This is a genomic window from Streptomyces sp. PSU-S4-23 (genome assembly GCF_055632315.1).
Map to the genome: position 1 here is coordinate 685,150 of NZ_JBVMUU010000002.1, position 18,391 is coordinate 703,540.

Genomic DNA, 18,391 nt, shown 5'->3' on the forward strand with positions numbered 1-18,391 from the left:
GCCGGGGCCTGGGCCGTCAGCCCGGGCCGGGCCGCGATCGGCCTGTCATGCTGGAGAGATGGCTTCCGCAGTCGACCAGACGAACCCGAACGACCGTGCGATCGCCGAACTGGTCGAGGAACTCCTCGCCCGCGACGGCCCGTTGCCCATCGTCGCCGCCGGGGAGCCCGTGCTGCGTCGCCCCGCCGAGCCCTTCGACGGCCAGCTGGAACCCGCACTCCTGGTCCGCTTCCTCGGGGCCCTGCGCCGGACGATGCACGCGGCACCGGGTGTGGGACTCGCGGCACCGCAGGTGGGAGTGCCGTTGCGGATCGCTGTCGCCGAGGACCCGGCGCCCGTGCCCGAGGACGTCCGGGTGGCGCGCGGGCGGCTGCCCCTGCCCTTCCGGGTGCTCGTCAATCCGTCGTACGAGGCGGTCGGCACCGAACGGGCCGCGTTCTACGAGGGCTGCCTGAGCGTGCCGGGCTGGCAGGCGGTGGTGGCCCGGCACGCGCGGGTGCGGCTGAGGGCACTGGACGAGCACGGGGCCGTGGTGGACGAGGAGTTCACGGGCTGGCCGGCGCGCATCGTCCAGCACGAGACGGACCACCTGGACGGCACCCTCTACCTGGACCGGGCCGAGCTGCGCTCCCTGTCGTCGAACGAGGCGGTGGCCGAGCGATGGGCGCAGCCGACGCCGGAACGAGCGGCGGCTGCTCTCGGCTTCGGCCTGCCGGGCCGGGCGTCCGGACCCCCGGCCTGAACCCCACGGGCCGCGACGGCGTCCGCGACGGAGCCGTGCGGCGGGATCATGGAATCACCCGCCGAGCCGCCCGCAGGCGAGCCGTGGAACATCGCCCCGCAGGCCGGCGGCGGACCGGTCAGGACGAGTCGTCCCGGCCCCCACGAGCTCGACGAGAGAGCGACGTCTGCGCGGATGCGGCACGCTGTCGGCACACTCGGTCCCGACACCGTGACCCGGCTGTGAGGAACCGGCCCGGCACGGCGATCGAGTCCTCCCGGGCGAAGGGCGCGGCGCAGACCCGCATCCACCGGACCTCGGTGCGCAGATGGCGGACCACGCCGCCCGGGTCCTCGCATCCGCCGGACACCCCGACCCGGTCCACCAGCAGGCGGCCCCCCGCGTTCGGCGAGCGCCGGGGCACATGATCCGCGGCCGGGTGCCGCTCGGCGCGTGTTCTGGTGCAGGCGGCGCCGGCCGGTGCCGAGCGGCGCTCCCCGGTCACCCCCGGTCACCCCCGGTCACCCCCGGTCACCCCCGGTACGCCTCCAGCAGCCGCAGCCACACCTCGCTGATCGTCGGATACGACGGCACCGCGTGCCACAGCCGGGAGACCGGGACCTCCCCGGCGACGGCGACGCTCGCGGAGTGGATCAGTTCCCCGACACCGGGGCCGACGAACGTGACGCCCAGCAGGGTCTCGCTGTCGAGGTCGACGATCATGCGGGCGCGGCCGCGGTAACCGTCGGCGTACAGGCCGGCGCCGGCGACCGAGGACAGCTCGACGTCCACGGCACGCGCCCGGCGGCCCGCCCGCTCGGCCTCCGCCAGGGAGAGGCCCACGGCCGCGGCCTCCGGGTCGGTGAACACCACCTGCGGGACGGCCGCGTGGTCCGCGGTGGCGGCGTGGGCGCCCCAGGGGTCCGTCTCCAGGAGCGGCACCCCCGCCGCCCGGGCCGCGATCGCCTCGCCCGCGATGCGCGCCTGGTACTTGCCCTGGTGGGTGAGGAGCGCACGGTGGTTGACGTCACCGACCCCGTACAGCCACTCGCTGCCCCTCACCCTGAGTGTGTCGTCGACCGACAGCCAGGACCCCGGTTCCAGACCGACCGTGTCCAGGCCGATGTCGTCCGTGCGGGGCGCCCGGCCCGTGGCGAAGAGGATCTCGTCCGCCTCCAGGCGGTCACCGGAGCCCGTGACGGCCACGACGGTGCCGCCCTCGCGCCGCACCGACTCGACGGACGTGCCGAGGCGGACGTCCGCGCCCGCCTCCGTGAGCGTCCGGGCGACCAGTTCCCCGGCGAAGGGCTCCATACGGGACAGCAGGCCCTTGCCGCGGACCAGGACGGTGACCCGGGAGCCGAGGGCCTGCCAGACCGTGGCCATCTCGGTGGCCACCACACCGCCGCCCACGACGATCAGACGGCCCGGAACGGACTGCGCGCTCGTCGCCTCCCGGCTCGTCCACGGGTTCACCTCGGCGAGCCCCGGCAGTCCGGGCAGTTGCGCGCGGCTGCCGGTGCACACGGCCACCGCGTGGCGCGCGGTGAGCACCCGGTGCTCTCCACCGGGGCCGGTCACCGTGACGGTGCGCGGTCCGGCCAGGCGCCCGTGCCCCCGGTACAGGTCGGCCCCGATGCCCTTCAGCCAGGCGGCCTGGCCGTCGTCCCGCCAGTTCGACGCCTCGTGGTCCCGGTGGGCCAGGACGGCCGGCACGTCGAGGGCGCCCTGCACCAGGTGGGACAGGCCCGGGACGCGGCGGGCGTCCGCGCGGGCGATCACCGGGCGCAGCAGTGCCTTACTGGGCATGCACGCCCAGTAGGAGCACTCGCCGCCGACCCGCTCGCTCTCCACGACCGCGGTGGACAGACCGGCCGCACGGGTGCGGTCGGCGACGTTCTCGCCCACGGGCCCGGCGCCGAGCACCACGACGTCATAGGCAATGGAATCCGTTTCCGTCATGGGGTCAGTCTGGTGGCTGGTGTGCACGGGGGCCACACGGGTACGTGCGCGGAATAGGCGGCCGTGCGTCACGGTTGTGCAAGGCGGCTCAGCCCACACACCAGGAAGAGAGATACATGCCATGAGCAGCACCGTGGAGCTCACCAAGGACAACTTCGACCAGACGGTCACGGACAACGACTTCGTCCTGATCGACTTCTGGGCGTCCTGGTGCGGGCCGTGCCGTCAGTTCGCGCCGGTCTACGAGAAGGCCGCCAAGGAGAACCCGGACCTGGTGTTCGGCAAGGTGGACACCGAGGCGCAGCCCGAGCTGGCCGCCGCCTTCGGTATCCGGTCGATCCCGACGCTGATGATCGTCCGGGAGCGGGTCGCCGTGTTCGCGCAGCCGGGCGCCCTGCCCCAGGCCGCCCTGGACGACGTCATCGGGCAGGCCCGCAAGCTGGACATGGACGAGGTCCGCAAGGCGGTCGCCGAGCAGCAGGCGCAGGCCGGGCCGAACGGCGAGTGATCCCGGGGAGGCCCGGCCTCCCCCAGGGTGGACACGGCGGCGGGGCTGCGGCCCCGGCCCGTCAACTGGATTCGCGGTGCACGATCCGCGCGCCGAACACCTCGTGCGCCTCGGGCGCGCCCGCGGGGTCGCGGACCACTCGGTCGACCAGTTCGGCGAGGTCGCGTCCGGACGGCAGGTCGATGTGGACCGTGCTCAGCCGCGGCCGCAGCAGCCGGCCGAGTGTCAGGTCGTCGGCGCCGACCACGGCCGTGTCGTCCGGAACTCCGATGCCCTCGTCCTGCAGGGCGCGCATCAGCAGCATCGCGTACTCGTCGTTGTACGCGAAGACGGCGTCCAGGCCGAGGGTGCGCCAGCGCGCGGCGAGCCGCGCGGCGTCCTCCTCCGTGTAGGCCAGCGGCAGTTCGGCGACGGTCGCGTCGGTGTCCCGCGCGGCGTGCCGTACGCCTTCGAGCCGGGGCCTGGAGAAGAACTCCAGACCGGGTTCCCGCGGTACGACGACACCGACCCGGCGGCGGCCCCGGGCCAGCAGGTGCGCCCCGGCGCTGTGCCCGACCCGGTGGTGGTCCATGAGGAGCGCGTGGGCGCCCTCGACGCGTTCGGGGCCCAGGGTGACGACGGCGCGGGCGCCGGAGCGCTTGAGGACGTGCACGCCCTGCGGGCCGAGGCCGCCGCCGGGCACCAGGACCGCGACCGGCCGCAGTTCGGCCCAGGCGCGGGCGGCCTCGTCACCACGCAGGCCGATGCTGCCGTACTGCACGACGGTGTAGTCGAGACGGCCCAGGGCCCACTGCACTTCGTTGATGAACTGGCTGTAGAGCGGGCCCACCGGCACGTTCGGCGCGGGCATGAGCACCATGCGGCTGTGTCCGGCGCGCAGGCTGCGCGCGGCGGCGTGGGGAACGTAGCCGAGCTCCTCGGCGGCGTCGTGGACGCGGCGGCGTGTGGCCTCGCTGATGCGCACGGCGCTGGTGTTGTTGAGGACGTACGAGACGGTCGCGCGCGAAACACCGGCCAGGCGCGCCACATCGGCACTCGTCGGCGCGGCGGAGGGCGCGGGCGACGGGGGGACGGACTCTTTCCGTATCTGCACCATGACGTACCGCATCCTCGCAGAGCGACCGCGGCGGCCGGTCCCCCGGGGCACCGACGTGGCCTGAACTGCCCGATGCCGGTGAGAAGTTGCGCGTTCCGTACCGGATCACCGGCCCGCAGGTTACCGTTCGGTAGGACGATGTGCCCGCGGAGGTGTCCCCCATGGCGTCCGACCCTGTTCCGGGAGCGGCCGAGTGCGCCCGTGCGCTCGCCGCCGGCGAGACGACCTCGCGTGAACTCGTGGAGCGTGTACTGGCCCGGATCGCGGCCACGCAGTCCTCGGTGAACGCGTTCCGCGTGGTGCGGGCCGAGTCCGCGCTCGCCGAAGCGGAGGCGGCGGACGGGGAGTTGGCGGCCGGGGTGCGGCGGCCGCTGCTCGGCGTTCCGGTGGCCGTCAAGGACGACATGGACGTGGCGGGCGAGCCCACCGCGTTCGGCTGCCCCGGTGACTTCCCGCCGGTGGCCGAGGACGGTGAGGCGGTACGACGGCTGCGGGCGGCCGGGGCCGTGATCGTCGGCAAGACCAACACCTGCGAACTGGGGCAGTGGCCGTTCACCGAGGGGCCCGCCTTCGGTGCCACCCGCAACCCCTGGCACCTGGGGCACACACCGGGCGGTTCCTCCGGCGGATCCGCGGCCGCGGTCGCCGCGGGCCTGGTACCGGCCGCGCTGGGGTCGGACGGCGCGGGTTCGGTCCGCATCCCGGCCGCCTGGACGCATCTGGTCGGCATCAAGCCGCAGCGCGGCCGTATCTCCACATGGCCGCGCCCGGAGGCGTTCCAGGGCATCACGGTCAACGGCACGCTGGCCCGGACGGTCGCGGACGCGGCGCTGCTCCTGGACGCGGCGAGCGGCAGCCACTCGGGCGATCTGCACCGCCCGCCCGCGCTCGACGTCTCGGCCGCGGTGGGCCGCGACCCGGGCCGGCTGCGGATCGCGCTCTCGTTGAGACCGCCCTTCACCGCGGTGCCGGCCCGGCTCGATCCCCGGGTGCGGAAGGCGGTCCTCGCGCTGGCGGAGCGGCTGGCCGCGCTGGGGCACACGGTAGAGGAGGCCGAGCCGCGGTACGGGCACATCGGGCTCACCTTCGTGCCGCGGGCGACCGCGGGGGTGGCCGAGTGGGTGGGTGAGGCGCCGTACCCGGATCTGCTCGACCGGCGCACCCGCGACGCCGCACGCCTGGGGCGGCTGCTGGGTGGGGCGCCGCTGCGCGCGGCGCGGCGGGCGGAGGCGGCGCTGCAGCGCCGCGTGGGGGCGGTCTTCGCGGCGTACGACGTCGTCCTCGCGCCGACCACGGCCGCTCCCCCGCCCCGCGTCGGCACGCTGCTCCACATGAACGGCTGGAACACCGACCGGTCCATGATCGCCGCCTGCCCGTACGCATGGCCCTGGAACGTTCTGGGCTGGCCCGGCGTCAACGTCCCCGCGGGCTTCGTGGACGCCGACACCGCCCCGGCCGGGCGGGAGCCCGCGCTCGGCGCACGGCTGCCGGTGGGCGCGCAGTTGCTCGGACCGGCGAACAGCGAACCGCTCCTGGTGTCGCTGGCGGCCCAGTTGGAGGCGGACCGCCGGTGGTACGAGGTGCGGCCGCCGCACGAGGGCGCCGGGAACGCACGGGCCGCGTAGGCGTGTTCGGCCGTACGCTGTGACCATGGACGATGCGTCGATGGTCGGCTTGATGGGGCGTGTCACCGGTACCGTCGGTCCCGGACTGGTCGGCGAGGTGATCGTCCGCGTGCGCGGCGGCGCCGAGCACTTCCTCGCGTATCCCGCGAACGGGCGGGGCCGTCTGGAGCGGGGCACGGTGGTGATGGTGGTGGAGTACCTGCCGCCCCGGACCGTGTACGTCGAGGCGGCGTACGACAGTTGAGAGCACCTCCCCGCAGGTGAGAGCCGTACGCGTCAGGATTGCAACAAGGATCCACCGGTGTCTTCACCCCGGCCTCCCACGCGCGCACACTCGCCTTCGTTCGGTGCCGACCCGGCACCAGGCAGAGGGGGCGTTTGCCGATGGTCATCGGCGTCGTCGCGGGGGCCGTGGTCCTCGCGCTGATCTTCATCGTCGGGCTCTTCAAGCTCATGTGGCGTGTGGCGGAGCCCAACGAAGCACTGATCATCTCCGGTTCGAAGCATCGGACCGAAGGTCTTGAGGAGGGAATGGGCTTTCGCATCGTCACCGGGCGCGGCACGCTGGTGCTGCCGGGGGTGCAGGCGGTGCGCAGGCTCTCCCTGGACCTCAACGAGACCGAGCTGCACGTGGACTGCGTGACCCACCAGGGCATTCCGCTGAAGGTCCGGGGTGTGGTCATCTTCAAGGTGGGCGACGACTTCGTGTCGATCGCCAACGCGGCCCGCCGCTTCCTCGACCAGCAGAGGCTGATGTCGGAGCGGGTGCACAACGTGTTCGCCGGTCATCTCCGGTCGATCGTGGGCGGGCTGACGGTCGAGGACATGATCCGCGACCGGGAGAAGCTCACCGGGCAGACCCGGGCCGCCTGCGGCTCGGAGATGGAGAAGCTCGGTCTGATCGTGGACTCGCTGCAGATCCATGAGATCGAGGACCCGACCGGCTACATCAAGAACCTGGCCGCTCCGCACGCGGCGGCGGTGCAGCGGGACGCGCGCATCGCGCAGGCGGAGGCGAACCGTCTGGCCACCGAGGCGGAGCAGCAGTCGTTCGCGCGGATGGCCGAGGCGACGCGGGACAGCGAGATCCTGCAGGCCGGGTACCAGGCCGAGCGCGACAAGGCGGGCGCGAGGGCGCGCCAGGCCGGTCCCCTCGCGGACGCCGCGGCCCGTCAGGAGGTCGTGGTCCAGGAGACCCGGGTCGCCGAACTGGAGGCGCAGCGGCGTGAGCAGCAGCTCCAGGCGGACGTCCGCAAGCCCGCGGACGCGAAGGCGTACGAGAAGCGCACGCTGGCCGAGGCCGAGCGTGACGCGCGGATCTCGGCGGCCCAGGCCAAGGCGAAGGAGACCGAGCTGGCGGCCGCGGCGGAGGCGACCCGGGTCAAGACGGCCGCGGGCGCGGAGGCCGAGGCGACCACGGCGCGCGGCACGGCGGCGGCGCAGGCCACCCGCGCCACCGGTGAGGCCGAGGCGGCCGCCGCCCAGGCCAAGGGTCTGGCTCAGGCCGAGGCGACCCGTGCCAGGGGTCTCGCGGAGGCGGAGGCCATCAAGGCGCGTGCCGCGGCCCTGGCGGAGAACCAGGAGGCCGTGGTCGCCCAGCAACTCGCCGAGAACTGGCCGGAGATCGTCCGGGCGGGCGCGTCCGCCTTCGGCAACGTGGACAACATGGTCCTGCTCAACGGCGCCGACGGTATGGCCGACATGTTCGCCAAGGCACTGACGATGGGCGGCACCGGTCTGGGGCTCGCGCGTCAGCTGCTGTCCTCGATGAACCAGAACGGCGCACCGGCCGCCGGGGTCAACGGCTCCGTGCCGCCGCGGCCGGAGAAGGTGGCCGTGGAGGAGGACAAGCGATGAGCCTCTGCCGCTGAGGCGCCGGGGCCCGGGCCGGACGGGGCCGCGTACCACCCCGCGCCCCGTCCGGCCCGGCGCGCCGTCCGTCGGCGGTCATGCGTTCCTGCCCTCGTCGACGCGCTCGCCCTCGGCCTGCGACGGCTCGGTCCTGGGGACGTCCGGGTGCTGCGCCCCTGCCGTGCGCTCGGCCGGTTCGTCGCGCTCGCCCTCGGCCTGGGAGGGCGTGTGGGAGTACAGCCAGGAGTCGTAGTACGAGGCTCCGGTCTTCATGGTGGGCCTCCCTCGGTCGCTCATCTCCCATGGTCCTCCCTCGGCCTCGGCGGGGCGAGATCTGCCGGTGCCGCGCCTCGCGGACCGGGTGCCGCCCGGACCAGGACCGCGAGCGGGCCGCCGCCCGCGTCACTGGCCCCTCCAGATGTTGTCGAAGGCCGCCTTCTCGATCGCGCGCCGCTGCCGCACGGCCGTCAGCTCCGTCACCGCGTCATCGACGGCGGCCAGCACGGTCGCCGCCGCGTCGTCGGTCGTGCCCTGGAGGTCTCCGGCCGGCTTCTCCCGGATCCCGACGGCCGTCCCGAGGGCGGTGAGCAGGGGTTCCCGCGCGGCCCAGCGGTCCGCCGCCCGTCGGCGTGCGGGGGAATCGACCAGCGCCGCCTCCCCGGTCCAGGCGGGCAGCCACCGGCGGTGCTGCCGGGCGAGCAGCCCCTCCTCCTCGAAGGCGGCGAGATAGGCCGCGGACAGTCCCCGCCCCCGGCGCCACAGCCAGTCCTCGACCGACTCGTACGGCGTCCGCCGGACGAGCGACGACGCGGCCTCGCGCAGCAGGAGGTCGTCGGTCACGGGCGGATCGCCCGGGACGATGAACTCGCCGTCCAGGAAGAGGGCCCGGGCGTCCATGAGGTCGATCAGTTCGGCGCCGGCGAGCGACAGGGACAGGTCGCCCTGTTCGACGGGACCGCCCCGGGCGGCGTCCATGGCGACGATCAACAGGTCTCGTGCAAGGGTCATGCGTGGCTCACTTCCGGTGCATCGATGACGGCACGTCGCTGCGCGGACGCCTCACCAGCCCGACAGTAACCCGACACCGGCGGTGCGGGCCGCACGAGCCGGGGGCTGCGCCCGTACCGTCTCTGCGGCCCGTGCCCCGCGCCTCCCGCGGCCGGTCGCCCCGGCCAGGCCGGACGCTGGCCCGGCCTTCGACCGGGAGGCGGCTTCGGCCATCGACCGGGAGGCGGCTTCGGCCACCGGACGGGAGGCGGCTTCGGCCACCGGACGGGAGGCGGCTTCGGCCACCGGACGGCAGCCGCCACGGATGCGCCCGGGCGAGCATGCGGGCCGCGCCCCCGCCCATGGAACGCCCGGCCGGGTTCACCGCGTCCAGGCCGTGCCGCGCCGGCGGGGCGGCGTTCACCGGCAGAACCGCTCAACGGCCGGTGCCGCGCCCCGAGCTGACGGGGCCCCACCGACACCGACCCGCGCGAGGCGCGCCCGCGGCGGGCCTCTACCGTGGGCGCGTGACTGCCTTCACCGAAGAAGAGATCCCCGGCCGCTCCGGCCCCTGTGCGACCACCGAGGCCGACCCCCGTGAGGTGGGCCGGGTGCGGACCGAGTACTCCCCGGCGCACGACGGCGACCCCGACCCCGGGGAGATCGTCTGGACGTGGGTGCCGTTCGAGGAGAACGACGGGCGCGGCAAGGACCGTCCGGTGCTCGTGGTCGCCCGTGAGGCGCCGGGCACGCTGCTCGCGGTGCAGTTGTCCAGCAAGCGGCACGACGGGGACCGCGACTGGGTGCCGGTGGGCAGCGGGCCCTGGGACCGGTCGGGACGCGACTCGTGGGTGGCCGTGGACCGCGTCCTGCGGCTGCACGAGGACGGCATGCGGCGCGAGGCGTGCGCGCTGGACCGGATGCGGTTCAACCTCGTGGTGCACCGGCTGCGGGAGCGCTACGGCTGGAACTGAGGGCCGGGGTCACGGGGTGCCCGCCTGGGCGAAGACACGTTCGAACGCGGTCCGTGCGGCGGCACTCGGCGTGCGGTCCGGCACGGCGAAGACGATCTCCTCGAAGTGCCCCGCGAAACGCCCCCCGGCCAGCAGGCCGTGGAACGCCCCGGCCGCCTGCGCCGGGTCGTTCCGGAACACCCCGCAGCCCCAGGCGCCCAGCACCAGCCGCCGGTGGCCGCAGGCGGCCGCCGTCTCCAGGACGCGCTCGGCGCGGGTGGCCAGGGCGCGCGGCAGTTCACCCGCGCGCTCGGGTGCCCCGTGCAGCACCACACCCGCGTACGGCGCGGCGGCGGTCAGGAAGCCGGTCTCGTACGGCGTGTCGAGCAGCCGCCCGCGGTCGTCGCGGAAGACGGGCACCGCGGGCGAGTGGATGACGCGGTCCGGGGAGAACGGGTCGCGGTGCGCCCGGTGGTGGTCGTGGAACTCCCTCACTTCGCGGACGCACGTGTACAGCGCCGATGCCCGGCACAGGGCCTCCTCCTGGGCCTGCGCCCGTTGAGGTATCCGCCGCCCGGACGGGGTACCCCTGCTCGAACGAAGTTGAGAGCTTGGGGGAGTGCCGAGGCGAAGTTCAGCACGGCCACCGGGTCCCCGGACCGCCCGGTGAGGCGCCGGGCCGCCTCCAGGCTGGATTCCCCGGTGACCTCGACGAGGGTGGTGACCGGACCGGTCCGCGGGACGGCCACCGGCTCCGGCCCGAACATGCGGGTGCCGGCGCGGGCGGCATCGACCCCCGCGGCGATGGTCACCGTTCGCCCGTTCGGCGTACGGTAGGCCCCCGCCGCGACGATCTCCTCCGTCTGCCGTGCGATCCCGCGCAGCCGCGCGCTCACGGCGCCACCCCCGTGGGCGCCGTGACCGCAGCGTGCACGGCCTCCCCCGGCGCACCGCCGGTCTCCCCCGTCGTGCTCATGAACGCATGGTGGGCGATGCTGGTCGTACGCCGCAACGGAGTATTCCCGGCACGGAAAACGACTTGTGCCCGTCCCGGAAGGCGGGAAGCATCCGTCCGACGCGTCCCGCTGTGCACCCTTGTGCGATTCCGTTCGAGGGTCTTGGGTAGGACGAGCGATACCGACCCGGCACACCGACGCCGGGCCGGTGGCATGGTGGAATCTCAGGAGGATCCCGACATGTCCGATTCGGTGCGCGATGGCACGGAGCAGCACTCCGCCGTCACCGAGGCCGAGGTGGAGGCGCTGGTCCGCGGCATCTGCTTCAAGACCGGGCCACCCCGCTGCCTGGGCGTCGAAGTGGAATGGCTCGTCCATGATCTGAGCAGCCCGCGGCTGCCCGTACCACCCGAACGTCTCCGAACGGCCTACGCCGCGCTGCGGACCCTGCCCCTGCGGTCGGCCCTCACCGTCGAACCCGGCGGCCAGCTGGAGCTCAGTTCCCCGCCGGCGGCCTCCCTGATGGAGTGCATAGGGTCCGTCTCCGCCGACCTCTCCGCGGTCCGCGCCCTGTTGCGCGAGGCGGGCCTCGGCCTCAGCGGCCACGGCCACGATCCCTGGAACCCCCCACGCCGCTTTCTCCGTGAGCCGCGCTACGACGCCATGGAGTGCTGCCTCGACCGCACGGGTCCCGAGGGGCGGTCCATGATGTGCTCCTCCGCCTCCGTCCAGGTCTGCCTGGACGCCGGCCACGAGGAGCCGGGCCCGCTGGGCCTCGGCCGGCGCTGGTGGCTGGCGCACCACCTCGGTGCGGTGCTGGTCGCCGCGTTCGCGCACTCCCCGCTGGCGCGGGGCCGGCCCACGGGCTGGCGCTCGACACGGCAGTCCCTGTGGACCGCCATGGACCCGGGGCGCAGCAGTGCCCCGCCCCTGGGCGGCGATCCGCGCGCGTCCTGGGCCCGGCATGTGATGGACGCGCCGGTGATGTGCGTACGGGACGCGGCCGGCCCCTGGCACGTGCCCGACGGCATGAGCTTCCGGGACTGGACGCGGTCCGCCGACCCGCCGGACCGCGGCGATCTCGACTATCACCTCACCACCCTGTTCCCCCCGGTCCGGCCCCGCGGCCACCTCGAACTCCGCATGATCGACGCGCAGCCCGGCGACGACGGATGGATCGTGCCGCTCGCCGTGACGACGGCGCTCTTCGACGACCCGGAGGCGGCCGAGATCGCCTACCGCACCGTCAAACCCCTCGCGGAACGGGCCGGCTCGCTGCCGCCGCCGTGCAATGCGCTGTGGGTCGCCGCCGCCCGGGACGGTCTGGCCGATCCGGAGCTGCACGAGGTCGCGGTCGCCTGTTTCGCGATCGCCGCCGAGGCCCTGCCCAGGATCGGCGCCACCTCCCCGGTCCGGGGCGCCGTCGCGGAGTTCACCGACCGCTATGTGGCCCGGGGCCGCTGCCCCGCCGACGACCTGCTGTTCCGCTTCCACGGGAAGGACACCCGTTCCGGCGGGTGAGGACACCCGGTTCCACGGGAAGGACATCCCCACATGACCGACGACCGGTCACCCCTCGACCCCGAATCGCTCCGGGAGCGCGCGCTGGACGCGCTGACCACGGCCCGCGAGCGCACCGCGCTCCTGACCACCTGCGTCGACGACCGCGACCTCATGGCCCAGCACTCCCCGCTGATGTCACCGCTGGTCTGGGACCTCGCGCACATCGGCAACCAGGAGGAACTGTGGCTGCTGCGCGCGGTCGCCGGCCGCGATGCCATGCGGCCCGAGATCGACGGGCTGTACGACGCCTTCGAGCACCCGCGCGCCGAACGGCCCTCACTGCCGCTGCTGCCGCCCGACGAGGCCCGCCGTTACGCCGCCGAGGTCCGCGGCCGGGCCCTGGACGTGCTGGAGGGCGCGTCGCTGCGGGGCGGGCGGCTCACGGAGGCGGGATTCGCCTTCGGCATGATCGCCCAGCACGAACAGCAGCACGACGAAACGATGCTGATCACGCATCAGCTGCGCAAGGGGCCGCAGGCGCTGACCGCCCCCGATCCGGCGCCCGCACCGCCGTACCGCGGCCCGTCCGAAGTCCTCGTCCCCGGCGGCCCGTTCACCATGGGCACGTCCACCGAGCCGTGGGCGCTGGACAACGAACGGCCCGCGCACCGGCGGCTGGTCCCGCCCTTCCACATCGACACGACGCCGGTGACCAACGCCGCCTACCAGAACTTCATCGACGACGGCGGCTACGGGGACGAGCGCTGGTGGACCCCTGAGGGCTGGGCCCACATCCGCGCGCACGGCATCGAGGCCCCGCTGTTCTGGCGCCGCGAGGGCGGGCAGTGGCTGCGCCGGCGCTTCGGCGTCACCGAGGTCGTACCGCCCGACGAGCCCGTCCTGCACGTGTGCTGGTACGAGGCGGACGCGTACGCGCGCTGGGCGGGGCGCCGGCTGCCCACCGAGACCGAGTGGGAGAAGGCGGCGCGCCACGACCCGGCGACGGGCCGCTCCCGGCGCTACCCGTGGGGCGACGCCGACCCGGCGCCGGAGCACGCCAACCTCGGGCAGCGGCATCTGCGCCCGGCGCCGGCGGGCAGCTACCCGGCCGGCGCCTCACCGCTGGGCGTACGCCAGTTGATCGGCGACGTGTGGGAGTGGACGTCGAGCGACTTCCTGCCGTACCCGGGGTTCACCGCGTTCCCGTACAAGGAGTACTCGGAGGTGTTCTTCGGGCCGGAGTACAAGGTGCTGCGGGGCGGTTCGTTCGCCGTGGACCCGGTGGCCTGCCGGGGCACGTTCCGCAACTGGGACTATCCGGTCCGGCGGCAGATCTTCTCCGGGTTCCGCACCGCGAGGGATGCCTGATGTGCCGTCACCTCGCCTTCCTGGGGCCGGCCGAGCCGCTCGGCCGGCTCCTCGTGGAGCCCGAGCACGGTCTGTACCGGCAGTCGTGGGCACCGCGCAGACAGCGGCACGGCACCGTCAACGCGGACGGGTTCGGGGTGGGCTGGTACGCGGAGGGGGACCCGGTGCCGGCCCGCTACCGCCGGGCCGGGCCGATCTGGGGCGACCCGTCCTTCGCGGACCTCGCGCGGGTGGTGCGCTCACAGGCCGTGCTCGCCGCGGTCCGCAGCGCCACCGTGCCGGGCCCGGAGGGGGAGGCGGCGGCCGCGCCGTTCGCCGCTGACCGCTGGCTGTTCAGCCACAACGGGGCCGTGTCCGGATGGCCCCGGACGGCGGCCCCGCTCGTGCGGACCCTGCCCGCGGCGGACCTGCTGTCGCTTCAGGCGCGGTGCGACGCGGCGTTCGTGTGGGCGCTGGTGCTCCACCGGCTGCGCCGCGGCGAAGACCCGGGCCGGGCGCTGGCCGGCACGGTACGGGAGATCGACGAGGCCGCCCCCGGCTCCCGGCTCAACCTGCTGCTCACCGACGGCGAGACGATCACGGCGACCACGTGGGGCGACACCCTCTGGTACCTCGCCGGGTCCGGCCGGCTCCCCCGAGGTCCCGGCTCCGCCCGGCCGGAGGGGACCCGCATCGTCGTGGCCTCCGAACCGTACGACGACGACCCGCGCTGGCGTGAGGTGCCCGACCTCACGCTGCTCGCGGCCGACCGCACCGGGGTCCTGCTGACGCCGCTCAAGGACCTGCGCACCGACATGGCATCCGCACCATCCGAGGAGCCCTGCACGTGAGCCCGTTCCGTGTGACCCGCACCCTTCCCGAGGACGCCACCGGCGCCGCGCTGCGCGCCGATGTGCTGCACGGCCTCACCCGCACACCCAAGACGCTGCCGCCGAAGTGGTTCTACGACGCTCACGGCAGCAACCTGTTCGACAAGATCACCGAGCTGCCGGAGTACTATCCCACCCGCGCCGAACGCGAGATCCTGGCCGCCCGCTCCGGCCGGATCGCGGCCGCCACCGGCGCGCGCACGCTGGTCGAACTGGGCTCCGGCTCGTCCGAGAAGACCCGGTACCTGCTGGACGCGCTGAGCGGGCTGCACACCTACGTGCCCGTCGACGTCAGCGACAGCGCGCTGACCCGGGCGGGGCAGGCGCTGGTCGCCGAGCGGCCGGGCCTGGAGGTCCACGCGCTCATCGCCGACTTCACCACCGCTCTCACCCTCCCCGGGACGCCCGGTCCGCGGCTGGTCGCCTTCCTGGGCGGCACGATCGGCAACCTGGTGCCCGCGGAGCGTGCGGCGTTCCTGGCGTCCGTACGGTCGCTGCTCGCGCCCGGGGACGCGCTGCTGCTCGGCACCGACCTGGTGAAGGACGAATCGGTGCTGGTGGCGGCGTACGACGACGCGGCGGGGGTGACCGCCGAGTTCAACAAGAACGTGCTGACCGTCGTCAACCGTGAGCTGGGCGCCGACTTCGACGTCGACGCGTTCAGCCATGTGGCCCTGTGGGACTCCGGGAACGAGTGGATAGAGATGCGGTTGCGGGCGCGCGCGGCGCAGACCGTGAAGATTCCCGCACTCGACCTGGCGGTGGACTTCACGGCGGGCGAGGAACTGCGCACCGAGGTGTCGGCGAAGTTCCGCGAGAACGGCATCCGGCGTGAACTGGCCGCCGCCTCGATGGAGTTGACCCACTGGTGGACCGACGCGGAGGGGAGGTTCGCGCTGTCGCTGAGCATGGCCCGCTGACGACGGCGCGCGGTCATCCGCCGGCGAGTATCCGGGTGATACGGCGGGAGGCGCGGGCCGCCTCGGCCGCCGGGTCCGCTCCCCGCAGCACCTCGGTCATCCAGGTCTTGATCGGGTTGTCGGCCTCGACGTCCGCCCAGGCGGGCGCGGCGGGCGTCGCCCGGCCCTGTGCGGCGCCCGCCGCCATGGCCGCGACGCCCTCCTCGCCCGCGACCGCCCCGGCCAGGGTCGTCTTGTTGGGCACGTAGTCCATGGTGCGGGCCAGGTCGGTCTGCCAGGTGGTGCCGGTGAGCGCGGCGACGACGGCGGTGGCGTCACGGCGGTCGTCCGTGTTCTCGGCGACCACGAGGTCGGAGCCGCCGGTGAACACGGTGCCGGGCCGGGCGGCCGTCTTGCCCGGTATGGGGAAGTACCCCAGGCGGTCCCCGAGTCCGGGATTCCGCTGCACGATCGCCTGCGCGAGCCCGGGCACGGCGACGATCTGGGCGACCTGCCCCCGGGCGAACACCCCGGCCTGCGGCGGGTGTTCCTCGTCGGCGTCCACAGGACCGGCGCCCAGCGCCTGCAGCCGCTTGTAGAAGTCCATGCCGCGCAGCGCGGCCGGCGTCTGCAGCGTGCCCTTCCAGCCCCCTGCCGAGGACTGCCCGGCGAGGTCGCCGCCCTCGTCCCAGATGAATCCGGACAGGGTGTACCAGTCCTGGCCCGCCAGGTAGATGCCCTGCACTCCGCGGGTGTTGAGCTTCGCCGTGTCCGCGAGCCACCGGGCGCGTGTCCTCGGCGGCTCGGTGATGCCGGCGCGGGCGAAGAGGTCCTTGCGGTAGATGACAACACGGTTGGCGGCGTACCAGGGGATGCCGTACTGGTGCCCGGCGAAACTGCCCGGCTGGGCGAGCCCCGGCAGCCAGTCGCCCATGCCCCAGTCGCGCATCGACTCCAGGGTCAGGTCGAGCAGCCCGCCACCGTCCACGTACTGCGCGACCTGGGTGTTGCCCACCTCGATGACGTCGGGGCCGCCGCCGTCGGTCCGCCGGAGCGCCGCCTGGATCTTCGGGCCGATCCCGGTCCACTCCTGGATACGGATGTCGAGCCGGAGGTCTTGGTGGGTGCGTTCGAAGGCACGGGTGAACCGGTCGAGGAAGGCGGCGGAGGCACTGTCCTTCATCAGCCACACCGTCACGGTCCGGCGCTGTTCGCTCCGGCCGCCGGGCAGGGCCCCGCACGCGGTGAGGAGGAAGGCGGACACGCATACGAGGGCGAGGAGGCGACGTCTCACGGAGGGTCCTGTTCTGCCTTGCGGACAAGGGACGGGGTCCCGGCGTGGGGGGACGAGCGCGGTGCTCGTACGGGTGCTCCGGATTTTGGTATGGACCAATGCGGAGGTCAAGGGGCGGTCCCATGTCTCGCGGTCCGCCGCCCCGTGCGGCACGGTGGAGTGAGGGGGCAACCCGCCGCGGAGAGGAGTCCCCGCATGACCGACCACACCTACCGGGTCACCGAGATCGTCGGCAGCTCACCGGAGGGCATCGACCAGGCGATCCGCAACGGCATCGACCGCGCCTCGCAGACCCTGCGCCACCTGGACTGGTTCGAGGTCAGCCAGGTCAGGGGGCGAATCGAGAACGGACGGATCGAGCACTACCAGGTGTGCCTGAAGGTGGGCTTCCGCCTGGAGGACTCCGACCACTGAGAGCGGACGCGGCCGGTCAGGTGCGGCCTTCCCGCTCCTGCGCGTCCGTCAGCTCGGCGGACGGGGCCGCCCAGCGGGCGCGTACGACGGTGAAACCCGCCCGTTCGGCGTCCTGACAGACCAGTTCGTCGTCGTCGACGAGGACACGGACCTCCCGGTCGCGGGCCAGCCGGCGCAGCACCTCCAGCTTGGTGACACGGGCGGGCCTGCGGTCGTGGTCCGGCCGCATGTACAGGCGTCCCTGGGGCAGCCCGTGGGCGGCGAGCCAGTCGAGGGTGGCGCGCCGGCAGCGCGCGGGCCGCCCGGTCAGATAGGCGACCTCGTGCTACTCGGCGCTCTTCAGCGCCAGCGCGACCCCTCGGCCAGCGGGGGATCCTGCGGCGCGGCGGCGAAGAACGCGTCCCGGTCCCGCACTCGCAGCTGCAGGAACCGCTGCCGGTGCGCGGTGTCGGCGAGGGTGTTGTCGAGATCGAAGACGGCGACCGGCCTGCTGCTGTTCGTCACCCGGCCACTGCAGGAAGAGCCGTGGTGGCGGCGGTCCGCGGGGCGGGCGGCACCGGGTCAGGGCTTCACGGCGACCGCGCCGAACTGCGGCACGTCGGCCGCGGAGCCGGAGCCGGCCCGCCATCGTGCACAGGAGACGAGGCCCGGCTCCAGCACCTCCAGGCCGTCGAGGAACGACATGACCTCCGCCCGGGTACGGGCCGTGATGGGCGGGGTCGCGTTGTCGTTCCAGAACCGCATCGCCTCGACGTTGCCCTGCCCACCGAGGTCGGCGTCCGTGGTGGGATGCGTCAGGGCGAGGCAACTGCCCGAGGGGAGCGCGGACATCAGCACACGGACGATGTCCCGCGCCCGGGCGGTGTCGAGGACGAAGTTGAGGATGCCGAGCAGCATGACGGCGACGGGCCGGCCGAGGTCGAGGGTGGCGGCCGCGCCGCGGATGACGGCCTCCGGGTCGTGCACGTCCGCCTCGATGTAGTCGGTGGCTCCCTCGGGCGCGCTGGTCAGCAACGAGCGGGCGTGGACGAGCACCACGGGGTCGTTGTCGACGTAGACGATCCGGGAGCCGGGCGCGACGCGCTGGGCGATCTCATGGGTGTTGTCGAGCGTCGGCAGCCCGGTGCCGATGTCCAGGAACTGCCTCATCCCGCGCTCGGCGGCCAGGTGGTGCACCGCGCGCCCGAGGAACTCCCGGTCGGCGCGCGCCACATCGCGGATCACCGGGAACACCGCCGCGACATGGTCCCCGACCCGCTGGTCGACCTCGTAGTTGTCCCGCCCGCCGATCCAGTAGTTCCACACCCGCGCGTTGTGGGCCACCTCCGTGTTCAGCCGGACCGGCCCACTCGACGGACGATGGTGCTCGCTCATGTGCCTCTCCC

17 protein-coding genes and 2 pseudogenes are annotated in these 18,391 nt (G+C 73.9%); 11 read left to right on the forward strand and 8 right to left on the reverse strand.

The annotated features are described in order from the left end of the window. The first annotated feature begins 58 nt into the window (after window positions 1-58). Window positions 59-742 (forward strand): peptide deformylase, encoded by a 684-nt coding sequence (locus ACZ79I_RS03850; protein WP_471494062.1) that lies wholly within the window; start codon window positions 59-61, stop codon window positions 740-742. 510 nt (window positions 743-1,252) lie between these two features. On the opposite strand, the gene ACZ79I_RS03855 is transcribed toward ACZ79I_RS03850, so the two are convergent. Continuing rightward, complete coding sequence (locus ACZ79I_RS03855; RefSeq protein ID WP_471494064.1) at window positions 1,253-2,683, reverse strand: dihydrolipoyl dehydrogenase family protein; 1,431 nt, start codon at window positions 2,681-2,683, stop codon at window positions 1,253-1,255. 121 nt (window positions 2,684-2,804) lie between these two features. Between ACZ79I_RS03855 and trxA the strand changes: the two genes are divergently transcribed. Further along, complete coding sequence (gene trxA, locus ACZ79I_RS03860; protein WP_471494066.1) at window positions 2,805-3,191, forward strand: thioredoxin; 387 nt, start codon at window positions 2,805-2,807, stop codon at window positions 3,189-3,191. 61 nt (window positions 3,192-3,252) lie between these two features. On the opposite strand, the gene ACZ79I_RS03865 is transcribed toward trxA, so the two are convergent. After that, window positions 3,253-4,287, reverse strand: a complete 1,035-nt coding sequence (locus ACZ79I_RS03865) for a LacI family DNA-binding transcriptional regulator (RefSeq protein WP_471494068.1) — start codon at window positions 4,285-4,287, stop codon at window positions 3,253-3,255. A 161-nt stretch (window positions 4,288-4,448) separates the two neighbouring features. Between ACZ79I_RS03865 and ACZ79I_RS03870 the strand changes: the two genes are divergently transcribed. The 3 genes from ACZ79I_RS03870 (at window position 4,449) to ACZ79I_RS03880 (ending at window position 7,769) form a co-directional block, all read left to right on the forward strand. Continuing rightward, window positions 4,449-5,912 (forward strand): amidase, encoded by a 1,464-nt coding sequence (locus ACZ79I_RS03870; RefSeq protein WP_471494070.1) that lies wholly within the window; start codon window positions 4,449-4,451, stop codon window positions 5,910-5,912. A 25-nt stretch (window positions 5,913-5,937) separates the two neighbouring features. Then, a complete protein-coding gene (locus ACZ79I_RS03875) occupies window positions 5,938-6,156 on the forward strand; it encodes a hypothetical protein (protein ID WP_471494072.1) in 219 nt (72 codons plus the stop codon). Between the two features lie 140 nt (window positions 6,157-6,296). Next, window positions 6,297-7,769, forward strand: a complete 1,473-nt coding sequence (locus ACZ79I_RS03880) for an SPFH domain-containing protein (RefSeq protein ID WP_471494074.1) — start codon at window positions 6,297-6,299, stop codon at window positions 7,767-7,769. Window positions 7,770-7,859: 90 nt separating this feature from the next. On the opposite strand, the gene ACZ79I_RS03885 is transcribed toward ACZ79I_RS03880, so the two are convergent. Then, entirely contained in the window at window positions 7,860-8,036 is a 177-nt protein-coding gene (locus tag ACZ79I_RS03885) for a hypothetical protein (RefSeq protein WP_471494075.1), read from the reverse strand. 129 nt (window positions 8,037-8,165) lie between these two features. After that, window positions 8,166-8,771 carry a GOLPH3/VPS74 family protein gene (locus tag ACZ79I_RS03890; protein WP_471494077.1) on the reverse strand — a complete coding sequence of 202 codons (606 nt, stop codon included), beginning with the start codon at window positions 8,769-8,771 and terminating at the stop codon, window positions 8,166-8,168. A gap of 506 nt (window positions 8,772-9,277) precedes the next feature. Between ACZ79I_RS03890 and ACZ79I_RS03895 the strand changes: the two genes are divergently transcribed. After that, window positions 9,278-9,724, forward strand: a complete 447-nt coding sequence (locus ACZ79I_RS03895) for a type II toxin-antitoxin system PemK/MazF family toxin (protein ID WP_471494078.1) — start codon at window positions 9,278-9,280, stop codon at window positions 9,722-9,724. Between the two features lie 9 nt (window positions 9,725-9,733). On the opposite strand, the pseudogene ACZ79I_RS03900 reads toward ACZ79I_RS03895, so the two are convergent. Then, window positions 9,734-10,599 (reverse strand): annotated as a pseudogene (locus ACZ79I_RS03900) (TIGR02452 family protein). Between the two features lie 300 nt (window positions 10,600-10,899). On the opposite strand from ACZ79I_RS03900, the gene egtA reads away from it, so the two are divergent. The 4 genes from egtA to egtD are packed head-to-tail and all read left to right on the forward strand — an operon-like array spanning window position 10,900 to window position 15,319. Then, window positions 10,900-12,180, forward strand: coding sequence for an ergothioneine biosynthesis glutamate--cysteine ligase EgtA (gene egtA / locus ACZ79I_RS03905; RefSeq protein ID WP_471494080.1), 1,281 nt, complete (start codon window positions 10,900-10,902; stop codon window positions 12,178-12,180). 33 nt (window positions 12,181-12,213) lie between these two features. Continuing rightward, the gene (gene egtB / locus ACZ79I_RS03910; protein WP_471494082.1) at window positions 12,214-13,530 is read left to right on the forward strand and encodes an ergothioneine biosynthesis protein EgtB; all 1,317 of its coding nucleotides are present in this window, start codon (window positions 12,214-12,216) and stop codon (window positions 13,528-13,530) included. Continuing rightward, a complete protein-coding gene (gene egtC / locus ACZ79I_RS03915; RefSeq protein ID WP_471494084.1) occupies window positions 13,530-14,360 on the forward strand; it encodes an ergothioneine biosynthesis protein EgtC in 831 nt (276 codons plus the stop codon). The genes egtB and egtC overlap by 1 nt, the downstream gene beginning before the upstream one ends. Continuing rightward, window positions 14,357-15,319 (forward strand): L-histidine N(alpha)-methyltransferase, encoded by a 963-nt coding sequence (egtD, locus tag ACZ79I_RS03920; RefSeq protein ID WP_471494085.1) that lies wholly within the window; start codon window positions 14,357-14,359, stop codon window positions 15,317-15,319. Before egtC ends, egtD begins: the two co-directional genes overlap by 4 nt. 13 nt (window positions 15,320-15,332) lie before the next feature. On the opposite strand, the gene ACZ79I_RS03925 is transcribed toward egtD, so the two are convergent. Beyond that, window positions 15,333-16,592 carry an extracellular solute-binding protein gene (locus tag ACZ79I_RS03925; protein ID WP_471494087.1) on the reverse strand — a complete coding sequence of 420 codons (1,260 nt, stop codon included), beginning with the start codon at window positions 16,590-16,592 and terminating at the stop codon, window positions 15,333-15,335. Between the two features lie 195 nt (window positions 16,593-16,787). Here ACZ79I_RS03925 and ACZ79I_RS03930 point away from each other — a divergent pair, with 195 nt between their 5' ends. Next, complete coding sequence (locus tag ACZ79I_RS03930; protein WP_471494088.1) at window positions 16,788-17,006, forward strand: dodecin; 219 nt, start codon at window positions 16,788-16,790, stop codon at window positions 17,004-17,006. A 16-nt stretch (window positions 17,007-17,022) separates the two neighbouring features. Here the strand turns inward: ACZ79I_RS03930 and ACZ79I_RS03935 are convergent. Both ACZ79I_RS03935 and ACZ79I_RS03940 read right to left on the reverse strand, forming a co-directional pair. Further along, window positions 17,023-17,510 (reverse strand): annotated as a pseudogene (locus ACZ79I_RS03935) (phosphatase domain-containing protein). Between the two features lie 57 nt (window positions 17,511-17,567). Continuing rightward, window positions 17,568-18,380 (reverse strand): SAM-dependent methyltransferase, encoded by an 813-nt coding sequence (locus tag ACZ79I_RS03940; protein ID WP_471494090.1) that lies wholly within the window; start codon window positions 18,378-18,380, stop codon window positions 17,568-17,570. Window positions 18,381-18,391: the final 11 nt, after the last annotated feature.

What these genes read in the sequence shown, in the direction of transcription:
- ACZ79I_RS03850 (WP_471494062.1), top strand. Translation starts at nt 59, where the DNA reads ATGGCTTCCGCAGTCGACCAGACGAACCCGAACGACCGTGCGATCGCC.
- ACZ79I_RS03855 (WP_471494064.1), bottom strand. Translation starts at nt 2,683, where the DNA reads ATGACGGAAACGGATTCCATTGCCTATGACGTCGTGGTGCTCGGCGCC.
- trxA (WP_471494066.1), top strand. Translation starts at nt 2,805, where the DNA reads ATGAGCAGCACCGTGGAGCTCACCAAGGACAACTTCGACCAGACGGTC.
- ACZ79I_RS03865 (WP_471494068.1), bottom strand. Translation starts at nt 4,287, where the DNA reads ATGGTGCAGATACGGAAAGAGTCCGTCCCCCCGTCGCCCGCGCCCTCC.
- ACZ79I_RS03870 (WP_471494070.1), top strand. Translation starts at nt 4,449, where the DNA reads ATGGCGTCCGACCCTGTTCCGGGAGCGGCCGAGTGCGCCCGTGCGCTC.
- ACZ79I_RS03875 (WP_471494072.1), top strand. Translation starts at nt 5,938, where the DNA reads ATGGACGATGCGTCGATGGTCGGCTTGATGGGGCGTGTCACCGGTACC.
- ACZ79I_RS03880 (WP_471494074.1), top strand. Translation starts at nt 6,297, where the DNA reads ATGGTCATCGGCGTCGTCGCGGGGGCCGTGGTCCTCGCGCTGATCTTC.
- ACZ79I_RS03885 (WP_471494075.1), bottom strand. Translation starts at nt 8,036, where the DNA reads ATGAAGACCGGAGCCTCGTACTACGACTCCTGGCTGTACTCCCACACG.
- ACZ79I_RS03890 (WP_471494077.1), bottom strand. Translation starts at nt 8,771, where the DNA reads ATGACCCTTGCACGAGACCTGTTGATCGTCGCCATGGACGCCGCCCGG.
- egtA (WP_471494080.1), top strand. Translation starts at nt 10,900, where the DNA reads ATGTCCGATTCGGTGCGCGATGGCACGGAGCAGCACTCCGCCGTCACC.
- egtB (WP_471494082.1), top strand. Translation starts at nt 12,214, where the DNA reads ATGACCGACGACCGGTCACCCCTCGACCCCGAATCGCTCCGGGAGCGC.
- egtC (WP_471494084.1), top strand. Translation starts at nt 13,530, where the DNA reads ATGTGCCGTCACCTCGCCTTCCTGGGGCCGGCCGAGCCGCTCGGCCGG.
- ACZ79I_RS03930 (WP_471494088.1), top strand. Translation starts at nt 16,788, where the DNA reads ATGACCGACCACACCTACCGGGTCACCGAGATCGTCGGCAGCTCACCG.
- ACZ79I_RS03940 (WP_471494090.1), bottom strand. Translation starts at nt 18,380, where the DNA reads ATGAGCGAGCACCATCGTCCGTCGAGTGGGCCGGTCCGGCTGAACACG.